This window comes from Onishia taeanensis (assembly GCF_900100755.1).
GTDB lineage: Bacteria > Pseudomonadota > Gammaproteobacteria > Pseudomonadales > Halomonadaceae > Onishia > Onishia taeanensis.
This window is the reverse complement of sequence record NZ_FNCI01000002.1, coordinates 39,700-54,113: the sequence shown is the minus strand read 5'-3', so window position 1 is coordinate 54,113 and position 14,414 is coordinate 39,700. Positions and strand designations below refer to the sequence as shown.

General features: G+C 63.6%; 12 protein-coding genes. 2 read left to right on the top strand and 10 right to left on the bottom strand.

All coding sequences use genetic code 11. From position 1 onward, the window contains the following. Positions 1-18: 18 nt before the first annotated feature. The 10 genes from BLR71_RS02820 to rpsB all read right to left on the bottom strand — a co-directional run bounded on the left by BLR71_RS02820 (position 19) and on the right by rpsB (position 10,436). Positions 19-525, bottom strand: coding sequence for an OmpH/Skp family outer membrane protein (locus BLR71_RS02820; RefSeq protein ID WP_092522945.1), 507 nt, complete (start codon positions 523-525; stop codon positions 19-21). Between the two features lie 47 nt (positions 526-572). Beyond that, positions 573-2,909: an outer membrane protein assembly factor BamA gene (gene bamA / locus BLR71_RS02815; RefSeq protein WP_092522943.1), complete on the bottom strand. Its 2,337-nt coding sequence runs from the start codon at positions 2,907-2,909 to the stop codon at positions 573-575. A 111-nt stretch (positions 2,910-3,020) separates the two neighbouring features. Further along, the gene (rseP, locus tag BLR71_RS02810; protein WP_092522941.1) at positions 3,021-4,379 is read right to left on the bottom strand and encodes a sigma E protease regulator RseP; all 1,359 of its coding nucleotides are present in this window, start codon (positions 4,377-4,379) and stop codon (positions 3,021-3,023) included. 6 nt (positions 4,380-4,385) lie between these two features. After that, positions 4,386-5,600 (bottom strand): 1-deoxy-D-xylulose-5-phosphate reductoisomerase, encoded by a 1,215-nt coding sequence (gene ispC / locus BLR71_RS02805; RefSeq protein ID WP_092522939.1) that lies wholly within the window; start codon positions 5,598-5,600, stop codon positions 4,386-4,388. Further along, positions 5,597-6,394 (bottom strand): phosphatidate cytidylyltransferase, encoded by a 798-nt coding sequence (locus tag BLR71_RS02800; RefSeq protein ID WP_092522936.1) that lies wholly within the window; start codon positions 6,392-6,394, stop codon positions 5,597-5,599. Before BLR71_RS02800 ends, ispC begins: the two co-directional genes overlap by 4 nt. Then, positions 6,387-7,145 (bottom strand): polyprenyl diphosphate synthase, encoded by a 759-nt coding sequence (uppS, locus tag BLR71_RS02795; RefSeq protein WP_092522934.1) that lies wholly within the window; start codon positions 7,143-7,145, stop codon positions 6,387-6,389. The genes BLR71_RS02800 and uppS overlap by 8 nt, the downstream gene beginning before the upstream one ends. 57 nt (positions 7,146-7,202) lie before the next feature. Continuing rightward, positions 7,203-7,760 carry a ribosome recycling factor gene (gene frr / locus BLR71_RS02790; protein ID WP_092522932.1) on the bottom strand — a complete coding sequence of 186 codons (558 nt, stop codon included), beginning with the start codon at positions 7,758-7,760 and terminating at the stop codon, positions 7,203-7,205. A 4-nt stretch (positions 7,761-7,764) separates the two neighbouring features. Next, entirely contained in the window at positions 7,765-8,532 is a 768-nt protein-coding gene (gene pyrH / locus BLR71_RS02785) for a UMP kinase (RefSeq protein ID WP_092522930.1), read from the bottom strand. Between the two features lie 117 nt (positions 8,533-8,649). Beyond that, positions 8,650-9,519 carry a translation elongation factor Ts gene (gene tsf / locus BLR71_RS02780; RefSeq protein WP_092522928.1) on the bottom strand — a complete coding sequence of 290 codons (870 nt, stop codon included), beginning with the start codon at positions 9,517-9,519 and terminating at the stop codon, positions 8,650-8,652. 185 nt (positions 9,520-9,704) lie between these two features. Continuing rightward, positions 9,705-10,436, bottom strand: coding sequence for a 30S ribosomal protein S2 (gene rpsB, locus BLR71_RS02775; RefSeq protein WP_092522926.1), 732 nt, complete (start codon positions 10,434-10,436; stop codon positions 9,705-9,707). Positions 10,437-10,797: 361 nt separating this feature from the next. Between rpsB and map the strand changes: the two genes are divergently transcribed. Beyond that, positions 10,798-11,589: a type I methionyl aminopeptidase gene (map, locus tag BLR71_RS02770; RefSeq protein WP_092522925.1), complete on the top strand. Its 792-nt coding sequence runs from the start codon at positions 10,798-10,800 to the stop codon at positions 11,587-11,589. 1 nt (position 11,590) lies between these two features. Next, entirely contained in the window at positions 11,591-14,266 is a 2,676-nt protein-coding gene (locus BLR71_RS02765) for a [protein-PII] uridylyltransferase (RefSeq protein ID WP_092522924.1), read from the top strand. Positions 14,267-14,414: the final 148 nt, after the last annotated feature.

Genomic DNA, 14,414 nt, shown 5'->3' with positions numbered 1-14,414 from the left:
CGGAGCGCGCCGCCGGCCTCAGTTGGACGAATTGAGAATCTCGGTGACCTCATCGGTCACGTCGAGGAGGTCGCCTTTGGCCTGGATGACCCCGTTGCGGTCCACCAGCACCTCGATGTCATGACGCGCCATGATCTGATCCACGGCACTCTCGAGCCGTGGCTGAGCCTGCTGCATGAACTGCTGCTCCGACTGCTGGCGCGCCTGAATAACCTGGCTGCGCAGCTGCTGGAAGCGGCCGCCTTTTTCCTGCAGTTCCTGCACGGCCTCCTGGCGCTGCGACTCGGACATGGTCGCGCCGTCACGCTGCAGGCGCTGCTGAAGCTGCTGGACTTCCTGGCCCAGGGCCTCGGCCTCTTGCTGCTGACTGCCGATCTGATTTTGCAGCTCGTTCATCGACTGCTGGGCGTCATCGCTTTCCAGCAGGGCCTGGCGCCAATCCAGCACGGCGATATCGGCGGCCAGTGCAGGGGTGCTCATGGCCGCGAACAGGCCGAGGCACAGGGCTCCGGTCAACTTGCGCATCTTGTAAAAACTCCTCGAGATCGGTGATCTGGCATCCGTCCGCGAACCTAGAACGTCTGGCCCAGCGAGAACTGGAAGAACTGGGTGTCGTCGCCTTTCTCGTCGTTGAGCGGTTCGGCCACGCTGAAGGTCAGCGGCCCTACCGGCGTCAGCCAGGAAAGGCCCAGGCCCACACTGTAACGTAGATCGGCCAGATCGACACCCGAGCTGCAGTTGGACGGCCTGTCAGCGGGCAGCACGGCATAGCAGTCGGTGAGGAAGGTGTTACCGCCATCGATGAACAGCGACGACTGAACGCTGCGCTGATCCTCGACGAAGGGCACCGGGAACAGCAGTTCCGCTGAACCGCTGACCAGCACGTTACCGCCCAGGGTCTGGTCGTCACCGTTGTTGCGCGGCGTGGTCGCCGGGCCAAGCGTGCTGGAGGTGAAGCCTCGTACCGATCCCAGGCCACCGGTCAGGAAGTTCTCGTAGAACGGATAGGGATCACTCCCCGGTGAATCGGCATAGCCGAGGTTGGTACCGAACTTCAATGACCAGGCGTCATTGAGGGCAAACAGCTGCTGGCCCTTGTAGCGCAGCTTGTAGTAGATGGCATCGCTTCCCGGTGCCGCCGTCTCCAGCGACAGACGCTGGTAGTTACCCGCCGTGGGCATGACACCGCGATTGAGTTTGTTGCGGGTCCAGCTTGCCGTCAGTTTGAAGCTCTGAGCGCTGTCGCCTTCGTCATCGACGTACTGGACGATCTCCGATGGCGTATCGGTATAGGTCTGCACTTCCAGCTGCTCGACGCCGACCCCGAAGTTGAGACGCGTGACTTCATCGATGGGGTAGCCGAAGTTGATGCTGCCGCCGACCGAGTCGGTGGAATAGGTCGAGATATCGGAGTCTTCGTAGTCCGTCTCGCGGTAGTAGAGGTTATAGCCGCGCGAGATGCCGTCCAGCGTCCAGTAAGGGTCGGTAAAGCCAAAATTGAGGCTGGTGTAGGTATCGCCCTTCTGGGCACCGATATTGACCCGGTTGCCGGTCCCCAGGAAGTTGTTCTGGGACAGGGAGGCGCCGTAGATGACGCCATCGCTCTGGGAAAAGCCGATACTGGCCGAGATCGAGCCGGACGGCTGTTCCTCGACGTTGTAGGTCACATCCAGCTGGTCGGGCTCACCGGCGACCGGACGCGTCTCGACATCGACCTGCTTGAAGAAGCCCAGGCGCTCGAGGCGCTGACGGGACTGGCTGATCTGCTCGGTGGAGGCCGGCGCGCCCTCCATCTGGATCATCTCGCGCCGTAGCACCTCGTCCATGGTGGTGGTGTTGCCGACGAAGTCGACCCGGCGCACATAGGCGCGGCGGCCGGGGTCGACCTGGAAGGTAACGTCGACACGCTCGCCGTCGGCGGTAATTTCCGGCACCCCTTCGACGCTGGCGAAGGCGTAACCCTCAGCGCCCAGACGGGAGCGCAGCGCCTCGGAGGAGGCGGTGATGTCGCTGCGGGAGAATATCTCGCCGGGCGTGGCCTCGACCAGATTGCGCGCCTCGGAGGGAGGAATCTTCAGATCGCCGGCGAAGTGGATCTCGCCCAGGCGGTACTGCTTGCCTTCCTCGACGTTGACGGTGACGAAGATGCGCGACTTGTCGGGGCTGATCGACACCTGGGTCGAGGTGATCGCGAAGTTGACGTAACCGCGGTCCAGGTACCAGGAGCGCAGCCGCTCTAGGTCACCGGAGAGCTGTTGGCGGGAGTACTCGTCGCTCGAGAACCAGCCGAAGAACCAGCTCGGACGATCCTCGAGCTCGAAGACATCGCGCAGGGTGTCGTCATCGAAGGCCTGATTGCCGACCACGTTGATCTGGCGAATCTTGGCCACCGCGCCTTCGTCGATATCGATCTTGACGCGGACTCGGCTCGCGTCGATCTCCTCGACCTCGGCATCGATACGAGCGCTATAGCGGCCCTGGCCGTGATAAAGCTGCTCGAGCTCGCGCTGCATCTCGTCAAGCGTCGAGCGCTGGAGCGCCTGGCCCTCTGCCAGCCCCGCATCGCGCAGCCCCTGGCGAAGCTCCTCTTCGGAGATCTGGGAGTTGCCGGTGATCTCGAGATCGGTGATGAAGGGTCGCTCGTCAACCTCTACCACCAGTACATCGCCCTCACGAGCCAGACGCACGTCCTCGAAGAGGCCGGTCGCAAATAGCGTCTTGGCTGCCTCGGCCAGCTCGCGCTCGTCGACGGAGTCGCGGGCACTGACCGGAAAAGCATTGAATACGGACGCCGCCGAGACCCGCTTGAGGCCCTCCACACGGATATCGGAAACGGTAAACGCATCGGCCAGCGCCACCGGGGCGCCAGACAGCAACAGCGCCGCAACGCCTAGAATCTTGAGTTTCATGCAGTCGGTTCGCTCGCGTTGGTCTGCCCGCTTATCAAACGAGCACCTTATACATTTGTTCGGCCCACTGGCAAGGTCAGCCCCCAGCCGGCGTGGACCGCTCCCGGGCGGCTACCAGAGCCGCATCAGGTCGAAGTACACCGCCATCATCATCATGCTACCCACCAGCGCCAGGCCGATCTTGAAGCCCACCGCCTGAACCTGCTCGGAGACGGGGCGCCCGCGCACCGCCTCGATGAGGTAATAGACCAGATGCCCGCCGTCGAGCACCGGGATCGGTAGCAGATTGAGAATACCCAGACTGATCGAGAGATAGGCCAGGAAGCCAATGAAACTCTCGACGCCGGTCCGCGCCGTATCACCGGCGATGCGGGCGATGGTGATCGGTCCGGAAAGATTCGATGGCGAAATCAGCCCCACCAGCATCTTGCGCATCGCGTCCAGGGTCAATACGGACATCTCGGCGGTCTTGTTGAGCGACTGCCCGACCGCTTCGAGGGGGCCGTAATGAATCTCACGCTGGTATTTGGCCGGCCACTCGGCGCTAGCCACGCCGGCACCGATGTAGCCGATGGCTTGGCCGCCCTCAGCGGCACTCGCGCCCGGCGTCAGCGTCAGGGTCTGGCGTTCGCCGCCGCGCTCGATCTCAACCGCGAGCGGCTCGCCGGGGCTGGCGCGAACTCGGTCGACGAAGGCCATCCAATCATCGATCGGCGTGCCATCGACCTCGAGGATCCGATCACCCGCCTGCAGGCCGGCGCTGGCCGCCGCCTCGCCGTCAAGCACCTGCCCCAGCACCGCCGGCAGCGCCGGCCGCCAGGGCGTGAGGCCCAGAGTAGCCAGCGGCCGAGGCGGGTCCTGGCCGACCAGCCAATCCTCGACGGGCAGACGATGTTCGCGCTCTGCCGTGGCGTCTTCCGGACGCGTGGTCATGCGGATATCACCGGTCTCACCAATCGCCGCGACCAGCTTCAGATTGATATCATCCCAGGAGCGCACCGGCTCGCCCTGCACGGCGACGATTTCCTGGCCATTTGAGAGCCCGCCGCTTGCGGCTGGCGAATCCGGCGCCACATCGCCAACTACCGGAGCGACGGTGGTGATGCCGATCACGAACAGCAGCCAGTAGGCGACGATCGCCAGTAGGAAGTTGGCCAGCGGCCCGGCGGCCACGATGGCGATACGCGACCACACCCCCTTGCGGTTGAAGGCCAGGTGCGCTTCATCGGGGTCGACCGGCCCTTCCCGCTCGTCGAGCATCTTGACGTAGCCGCCCAGGGGAATGGCCGCCACGGCAAATTCGGTCCCGTGGCGATCGACCCGCGACCATAGCGGCTTGCCAAAGCCCACCGAGAAGCGCAGTACCTTGACGCCGCAGCGCCTGGCCACCCAAAAGTGGCCAAACTCATGGAAGGTGACCAGCAGTCCGAGAACCACGATCACCGCCAGCACATCCTGTATCACGCTCATCGCAGTTTACTCCCGCCCATAGCGTTCCAGGTGATGACGGGCCGCCCGACGGCCCCGATCATCCTCGGCGAGGATACCCTCGAGTTCGTCGGCCGCCGAGGGCGCACAGGCCGACAGTACCGCCTCATTGAGCTCGGCAATTCCCGGGAAGGATAACCGCCCCTCGAGGAAAGCCTCCACGGCCACCTCGTTGGCGGCATTGAGCAGCGCCGGCGCGCTTCCACCTACCGCCATCGCCTCTCGAGCCAGCCGCAGACAGGGAAAAGCCGCCTCATCGGGAGCCTGGAAATCGAGCCTGGCGACCTGAAACAGGTCAAGCGGTGCAACGCCGGCATCGACGCGCTCCGGCCAGGACAGGCCATAGGCAATGGGCGTGCGCATGTCCGGATTGCCGAGCTGGGCGAGCACCGAGCCGTCTCGATATGCCGCCATCGAATGGATCACGCTTTGTGGATGCACGACCACCTGGATCTGTTCGGGGCCGGCATCGAAAAGCCAGCAGGCCTCGATCAGTTCCAGCCCCTTGTTCATCAGGGTCGCACTATCCACCGAAATCTTGCGGCCCATCGACCAGTTGGGATGGGCACAGGCCTGGTCGGGTGTGACCCCAGCCAAGGCATCGGCCGACCAGCCCAGGAAGGGCCCGCCCGAGGCCGTCAGCAGCAGCTGACTGACGCCGATACGATCCAGACCGCCCCGATGCTCAGGAGGTAGACACTGGTAGATGGCATTATGTTCGGAATCGATCGGCAACAGCACGGCGCCATGTCTCGCGACGGCATCCATGAAGAGGCCGCCACTCATCACCAGGGCTTCCTTGTTGGCCAGCAGTACCCGCTTGCCGGCGCGCACGGCAGCAAGCGTTGGCATCAGCCCGGCGGCACCGACGATGGCCGCCATCACCACTTCGACCTCGGACGCCTGGGCGACTTCGACCAGCGAGGCTTCACCCGCGCGCACCTCGGTATTCACGCGCGCCGCGGCCAGCCGCTCGCGCAGCCAGGCGGCATCGGCTTCGCTACCGATCACCGCCTGGGCAGGTAGATGGGTCTGACACAGCGCCAGCAGGGCTTCCTTGGAGCGCTGCGCGGTCAACGCATGCACCTGGTAGCGCTCGGGATGGCGCGCAATCACATCGAGCGTGCTGGTGCCGATGGAGCCGGTGGCGCCCAGCACGGTAACGCGCTGAGGGCGCGTGGCGATGGAGGCAGAGAGGCTCATAGCCACACCCACAGCAGGGCAAAGACGGGAATCGCCGCGGTCAGGCTATCGATGCGATCCAGCACGCCGCCGTGACCGGGAAGCAACACACCGGAATCCTTGATCCCCCGGGTACGCTTCAACATGCTCTCGAACAGATCGCCAAGCACCGAGACCAGCGTGACCAGCACGGTGGCAAGCATCAGCCCCAGGGTTTCGCCAAGGCCAAGCGACAGCCAGACGGCATAGCATAGGGCTAGCACCAGGGTAGCGACCACCCCGCCCGCCACGCCTTCCCAGGTCTTGCCGGGGCTGACGGCAGGCGCCAGCTTGCGGCGCCCGAAGGCTCGGCCGGCGAAATAGGCGCCGGTATCGGCGAGCCACACCAGCAGCAGCACGAAGAGGAGCCACTCGACGCCGCTGGCACGCAGGCTGTTGAAACCGACCCAGCAGGGCAGCAGCACCGCAAGGCCCATGACCAGGCGGCGAGCGGGGGTCGCCCATTGCGCCCGGCGCTCGGGGTAATGGGTGACCCAGTAGAGGTTGGCAAGCCAGGCAGCCGCGCCAAGCCACAGCAGGCCGGCTGCCTGGGCACTGCCGACCACCCACAGCAGCAGCATGGCAAGCCCCAGGCCCGCAGTGATCGCGAAGCGGGTCGCCAGGCTCGAAAGGCCGGCAAGATTGGTCCACTCCCAGGCCGCGAGCAGCACGACGGCGCCGGTGAAGAGCGCGAAGGCGCCGCCTTCGAGCAGGAAGAGCCCGGCCAGAGCCAGCGGCACCAGGATGACGGCGGTAAGAATTCGTTGCTTAAGCACCCTGGGCCTCGACTTGCTCGTGCGTCATGCCGAAACGGCGCTGGCGCCGCGCGAAGTCGGCGAAGGCCTCATCGAGCGCTTCGGCGCCGAAATCCGGCCACAGCAGGGGAGAGAAATACAGCTCGGCATAGGCCAACTGCCACAGCAGAAAGTTGGACAGACGCTGCTCGCCGCTGGTGCGGATGCAGAGGTCCACCTCCGGCGCATCGGCCAGGCAAACCTCACGCCCCAGCGTCTGTTCATTCACCTGTTCGGCGGTGAGCTCGCCGTCGGCGACCCGCGTCGCGAGACGCTGCGCCGCCTGAGCGATGTCCCAGCGGCCACCGTAATTGGCGGCAATCACCAGATGCATGCCGCGGTTATCGGCTGTCAGCGTCTCGGCGCGGTCGATGTGCTTCTGGATAGACGCCGAGAAGCCCTCGCGCTCACCGATGATGGTCAGACGAATGTCATGCTCGTGCAGCTTCTTGACCTCCCGCTTCAGGGCGATCAGAAACAGCTCCATCAGGGCATTGACCTCGGCGGGCGGACGCTTCCAGTTCTCACTGGAGAAGGCGAACAGGGTCAACACCTCGACCCCGTGCTCGGCCGCGCGACGGATCACCGAGCGCACCGATTCGACGCCCGCACGATGTCCACGCACTCCGGACAGGCCATGGGCCTTGGCCCAGCGGTTGTTGCCATCCATGATGATCGCCAGATGACGCGGGGTCGCCCGGCGATGCGATTCAGGGGACTGCGGTGATGTCATGGGGGCTCGCATTGCAGTAAAACGATAGGCGGGCGATGCGAAGTCGCCCGCCAGGCCTCAGACCGTCATCAGGTCCTTTTCCTTGGCTTCCAACAGCTTGTCGATCTCAGCGATATGCTTGTCAGTCAGCTTCTGGATGGCATCCGTACCGCCATGCTCTTCATCTTCGGAGATTTCTTTCTCCTTGAGCAGCGCCTTGATATCGCCATTGGCATCGCGGCGCACGTTGCGCACCGCCACACGAGCGTTCTCGGCCTCGGAGCGAGCCTGCTTGATGTAGCCCTTGCGGGTTTCTTCGGTCAGCATCGGCATCGGCACGCGAATCACGCTGCCCGCGGTGGCCGGATTGAGGCCCAGATCCGCGGTCATGATGGCTTTCTCGACCTTGGGCACCATGGTCTTTTCCCAGGGCACGACCGCCAAGGTACGCGCGTCTTCGACGTTGACGCTGGCGACCTGGTTCAGCGGCATCTGGGCGCCGTAGTACTCCACGGTGACCGCATCGAGAATGCTGGGATGGGCGCGGCCGGTGCGGATCTTGTTGAAGTTCGTATGCAGCGACTCGATGGTCTTGTGCATGCGGGCTTCAGCGTCTTTCTGGATATCGTTGATCACGGTTTCAACCTCTGTCTATCAGCGTGCCTTCCTTGCCGCCCATCACCAGATTGAGCAGGGCACCGGGCTTGTTCATGTTGAATACGCGGACCGGCATGTCATGGTCACGCACCAGGCAGATGGCGGTCAAATCCATTACCCCGAGTTTCTGATCCAAGCACTCATCATAGGTCAGGCGCTCGTATTTCTGGGCCTCGGGATGCTTGACCGGGTCGCGATCGTAGACGCCGTCGACCTTGGTGGCCTTGATCACCACATCGGCATCGATCTCGATGCCGCGCAGACAGGCCGCGGAATCGGTGGTGAAGAAGGGATTGCCGGTACCGGCGGAAAACAATACCACATCGCCCGACGTCAGGTAGCGGATGCCCGTGCGACGGTCGTAGTGCTCGACCACGCCGCTCATCGGGATCGCTGACATCACCCGCGAACGGATATTGGAGCGCTCTAGGGCATCACGCATGGCCAGGGCATTCATCACCGTCGCCAGCATCCCCATGTGATCGCCGGTCACTCGCTCCATGCCCGCCTCGTGCAGAGCGGCACCACGGAAGAGGTTGCCGCCGCCGACCACGATGCCGACCTGAACGCCGATGCCGACCAGTTGACCGATCTCCAGCGCCATCCGATCAAGCACCTGAGGATCGATGCCGAACTCGGCATCACCGGTCAGGGCCTCGCCGGACAGCTTGAGCAGAATACGCTTGTACTTGCTTTTCGCCGCGCGCTCAGGCTTGGCAGGGCGTTCGGGCGTAGCAGTGAGATCGGACATGGGGCGTCTCCTGATGACAGCGACAGGGGGGAGGAATTCTTGGCGGCTTTTCTATCCGCCGGATACGCGAAGGCGTGCGCTCGCGCGCACGCCATCACGAACTCACAGTACCAAGCCTTAGCTGCGGCCGGCCTGCTCCATTACTTCCTTGGCGAAGTCGACTTCTTCTTTCTCGATGCCTTCACCCACTTCGAAGCGAGTGAAGCTGACCACTTCGCCACCGGCTGCCTTGACGAACTCGGCCACGGTCTGGTCCGGGTTCTTGACGAAGGCCTGCTCGGTCAGGCTGTTCTCAGCCAGGTACTTCTTCAGACGGCCCTGGACCATCTTCTCGGCGATGTTTTCCGGCTTACCAGCCATATCCGGCTGCGCCAGAATGATCGCCTTTTCCTTGTCCAGCTGTTCCTGCGGCATGTTCTCCGGCAGGGCCACGACCGGGTTGATGGCCGCAACGTGCATGGACACGTCCTTGGCTGCCTCGGCGGTGCCGCCGCTCAGCACGGTCAGTGCCGCGATGCGGCCGCCGTGGACATAGCCACCCACGGTGCCGTCAGCCGGCGCTTCGACCAATGCCGCGCGACGCACGCTGATGTTCTCACCGATCTTCTGGACCAGCTGTTCGCGAGCGTTTTCCAGCTCACCTTCCATCAGGGCCGCGATGTCGGTGGTCTTGCTGGCGAAAGCCTGCTCGGCGACCTTGTCGGCAAAGGCGATGAAGTTGTCGTCACGAGCCACGAAATCGGTCTCGGAGTTAACTTCAAGCATCAGGCCATAGCTAGCGTCATCGGCCAGCTTGACCACGATGGCGCCTTCAGCAGCGGTGCGGCCTGCCTTCTTGGCGGCCTTGAGGCCGGAGTTCTTGCGCAGGTTCTCGATGGCGGTTTCGATGTCGCCACCGGCTTCGGTGAGTGCCTTCTTGCACTCCATCATGCCGAGCCCGGTGCGCTCGCGCAGTTCTTTTACCTGAGACGCGCTGATAGCTGCCATGGTAATAACCTCTGAAATGATTCGACGTCGATAATCAAAGCGTTTCCGTCACCCGGGCGGGGGACGGAAAGAAGGGGGCCAAGCCCCCTCCTCTGTCTACCCTTGTGTCCGGTGAGCCAGGCCCACCGACCGGGCCGCCATCAGTCTGACAGGCCCGGATGACAGCTTGGGGTAGACCAGCATCATCACTCGGCGACTTGTTCGCCTTCGGTGACTTCAACGAACTCGTCGGGACGACCTTCCTTCGCCTTGGCACAGGCGTTGGCGATGGCCTGGACGTAGATCTGGATGGCGCGGATGGAGTCATCGTTGCCCGGGATCACGTAGTCGACGCCGTCCGGATTGGAGTTGGTATCGACCACCCCGATGACCGGAATGCCAAGCTTGTTGGCTTCGTTGATGGCGATGCGCTCATGATCGACATCAACCACGAACAGCGCGTCCGGCAGGCCGCCCATTTCCTTGATACCGCCCACGCTGCGCTCAAGCTTGTCTTGCTCGCGAGTGGCCATCAGGACTTCTTTCTTGGTCAGCTTCTCGAAGGTGCCGTCTTCGTGCATAGACTCGAGTTCGCGCAGACGCTTGATAGACACGCGAATGGTCTTGTAGTTGGTCAGCATGCCGCCCAACCAGCGATGGTTGACGAAGGGCATGCCAACACGGTTGGCCTCTTCCTTGATCACCTTGGCCGCCGCACGCTTGGTACCAACGAACAGGATCTTGTTGTTGGTCTCCGCCATCTTCTCGACCACGCTGATCGCTTCATTCAGCGCCGGCAGGGTGTGCTCGAGGTTGATGATGTGGATCTTGTTGCGAGCGCCGAAGATGAACTTGGACATCTTCGGGTTCCAGTACTTGGTCTGGTGACCGAAGTGAGCGCCTGCCTTGAGCAGGTCACGCATATTGACTTGTGTCATGGATGACTCCTGGACTATCGGGTTGGGCCTCCACGCACCCCATGGATCCGACCCTCGGACTCGCCGACGGCACCCGGGACCATGTGTCGGTGCATGTGTGTTTTTCAGGCTATTTAACGCCTTGCCGCTGGCCATGCGAATAACGCCACTCCACCATCGCGGGACAGGCTGTGTCGCCGGACGAATAGAGGAAGCGATGCACTCGGCACAACGCATTGCAGGAAAGCGCGCAGCTTTATACCATAGATCAATATCAAGATGAAGTCGCAAGCGCCCTGCCCGTCCCCTGACCGCCTCTTATATATTGCGTCAGTTAACGCGGCCGCTCGCGAGCGCCCTCCCCTTCAAGACTCGAGATTCCATGAACGTATCCATCAAGACCGCCGACGAAATCGTCAAGATGCGCGAAGCCGGCAAGCAGGCCGCCCGCGTACTGGAAATGATCACGCCCCACGTACAGGCCGGCGTCAGCACCGGCGAACTCGACCGTCTCTGCCATGACTTCATCGTCAACGAACTGGGCTCCGTGCCGGCTCCGCTGAACTACCACGGCTTCCCCAAGTCGATCTGCACCTCGATCAACCATGTGGTTTGCCACGGCATCCCCGACGACGCCAAGAAGCTCAAGAAGGGCGACGTGATGAACATCGACATCACCGTCAAGACGGCCGACGGCTACCACGGCGACACCAGCAAGATGTTCATCATCGGCGAAAGCATCCAGGGCGAGCGACTGGCCCGCATCACCCAGGAATGCCTCTACAAGAGCATCGCCGAGGTCAAGCCCGGTGTCCGCCTATCCCAGCTGGCTCGCGTCATCCAGCAGCACGCCGAGGCCAACGGCTATAGCGTCGTGCGTGACTTCTGTGGTCACGGCATCGGCGCGGTCTTCCATGAAGAGCCTCAGGTGCTGCACTACGACGGCTATGCCCCCGAGGCCGACATCGCCCTCGAAGAAGGCATGTGTTTCACCATCGAGCCAATGATCAACGTCGGCGACCACCGCACCAAGGTACTGCGCGACAACTGGACCGCCGTCACCAAAGACAAGAGCCTGTCGGCCCAGTGGGAGCACACCTTGCTGGTCACCGCCACGGGCGTCGAGGTACTGACCGTACGCGACGAGGAAGACCTGAGCTTCCTTTCGAACTGACATGCTGCTGCATCATTACCGCTTCCAGCCCGACGAGAGCCTCTTCGATGTCGCGGCCTTCTGCACCGAGCTAGAGGGGGAGCGATCGCCGATTGCGCCCTTCAAGCAGGCGCTGCGCGAGATTCAGGAACGCCTCGACGAGCGCTTTCGCGCCGGTGCCGACATCCGCGACCTGGTGCATGGCCGCGCCTGGTGCCTCGATCGCCTGCTCGAGATCGCTTGGAAGCGCCACACCTGGCCGGACGACGGCGTCGCCCTGCTGGCCGTCGGCGGCTATGGTCGCGGCGAGCTGCACCCGCACTCGGATATAGACCTCCTGCTGCTGCTCGAGAACGACGACGACACCCCCTACCGGGAGCCGCTGACCGACTTCATCACCTTCCTGTGGGATATCGGGCTGGAAATCGGCCATAGCGTGCGCTCGCTGAACGACTGCGAGCGCGAGGCTCGTGCCGACGTCACGGTGATCACCAACCTGCTGGAAACCCGCACCCTGGCAGGCGGCGCCCACCTGCGCGACGCGATGCGCGAGCGCCTCCAGACCGACCGGCTGTGGCCGGCGGATGACTTCTTCGAGGCCAAGTGGCAGGAGCAGATCGCCCGCCACTACCGATACAACAACTCCGAGTATCACCTCGAGCCGAACATCAAGAGCTCTCCCGGCGGGCTTCGGGACATTCAGATGATCGGCTGGGTCGCCAAACGCCAGTTTGGCGAGCTGCGCTACGAGGAGGTGGTCGACAACGGCTTCATGAACGATGCCGAGCTGCGCATCCTGAGCCAGGGCCAGGCCTTCCTGTGGCAGGTGCGCTATGCGCTGCACATGCTCACCGGACGCGCCGAGGATCGCCTGCTGTTCGATCATCAGCGCACCATCGCCACCCTGTTCGGCTACCGCGATATCCCCGGCCGCCTGGCCGTCGAGCAGTTCATGAAGCGCTACTACCGCCACGTCACCGCCCTGGCGGGCCTCAACGACATGCTGCTGCAGCACTTCGACGAGGTAATCCTGCGCGCCGACGAGGTGCTCGAGACCCGCTCCCTCAATGACCGCTTCGAGGTCAAGGGCGGCTATATCCAGGCCCGCGACGAGCGGGTCTTCCGCTATCGTCCCGCGGCCCTGCTCGAACTGTTCCTGCTGATGGCTCAGCACCCGGAGATCGAGGGCGTACGCGCCTCCACCATCCGCCTGATTCGCGATCATCGCCACCTGATGGACGACCTGTACCGCGACGACGTGCGCCACCAGAGCCTGTTCATGGAGCTGTTGCGCTCCAGTGGCAACGTCGCTCGCCAGCTAAGGCGCATGAACCGCTACGGCGTGCTCGGCAAGTACCTGCCGGAATTCGGCCAGGCCGTGGGCCTGATGCAGCACGACCTGTTCCACAGCTACACGGTCGACGCCCACACCCTGGGCCTTTTGAAGTTCGTGCAGCGCTTCCGCGAGCCGCGCTGCCGCGAGGAATTCCCTGTTGCTGCGGCGCTGGTGCACCAGCTGCCCAAGCTTGAGCTTCTATGGATCGCCGGGCTCTATCACGACATCGGCAAGGGGCGCGGTGGCGACCACTCCCTGCTCGGCGCCCGCGACGCCGAGGCGTTCTGCGAGCGCCACGGCCTCTCGCCTCGAGACACCCGGCTGGTCAGCTGGCTGGTCGAGCATCACCTTTTGATGTCGAAGACCTCCCAGAAGCGCGATATCACCGACCCCGATGTTATCCGCGAGTTCGCCACCCAGATGCGCGACGAGGTCCACCTCGACTACCTCTACGTGCTGACCGTGGCCGACATCAACGCCACCAACCCGACCCTGTGGAACGGCTGGCGGGCCTCGCTGCTGCGTCAGCTGCACGCCGAGACCAAGCGCGCGCTGCGCCGGGGCCTGGAGAACCCGCTGGACCGTGATGACTGGGTGCGCGAAACCCGTGAAGAGGCGCGCAGCCTGCTGGCCACCATGGGCATCGATCCTTCGCGCTTCGAGCCCCTCTGGGAGTCACTGGGCGAGGACTACTTCGTGCAGTACGCCCCCAGCGAAATCGTCTGGCAGACTCAGGGCATCCTCGATCATGATGGCTCGGACCTGCCGCTGATCCTGATCAGCGCACCGGCAGAAGACATGACCGAGGGTGGCACCAAGGTGTTCATCCACACCCGCTCGGTGGACGACCTGTTCGCGGCCACCGCCGCCGCCATGGAACAGCTCGGGCTGTCGATCCACGATGCCCGCATCGCCACCTCCAGCAGCGACTGGACCCTCAACACCTTCATCGTGCTCGACGAGGACGGCCAGCCGATCCGCGATCAGGAGCGACTCGCGACCATGCGGCATCATCTGGTCGAGGAGCTCGACGACCCGGACGACTATCCGCAGATCGTTACCCGCCACACGCCGCGCCAGCTCAAGCACTTCAAGGTGCCGACCCGGGTGGCGATCGAACAGGACCCGGCCAACGAGCGCACCATGCTCGAACTGACCGCGCCCGACCGCCCTGGCCTGCTGGCTCGGGTCGGCCGCATCTTCATGGAACAGGGCATCGCCCTTTCAGCGGCCAAGATCGCCACCCTCGGCGAAAAGGTCGAAGACGTCTTCTTCATCACCGACCGCAACGGCGCGCCGATCACCGATACCGAACGCCAGCAGCGCCTGCGCGAACGGCTGGTCGACGTGCTCGATGTCTAGCGGACCAACGACCACGCCATACCCAGGCAAGCCAGCGACAGGCGCCGACATTGAGGCGCCTTGCCGGCTTCCCTATAATCGCTGACCTGACGCGGCGGGTATCATCATGCGACACCCGGGCTCATCGATGCAGCACTAGCGACTGAGG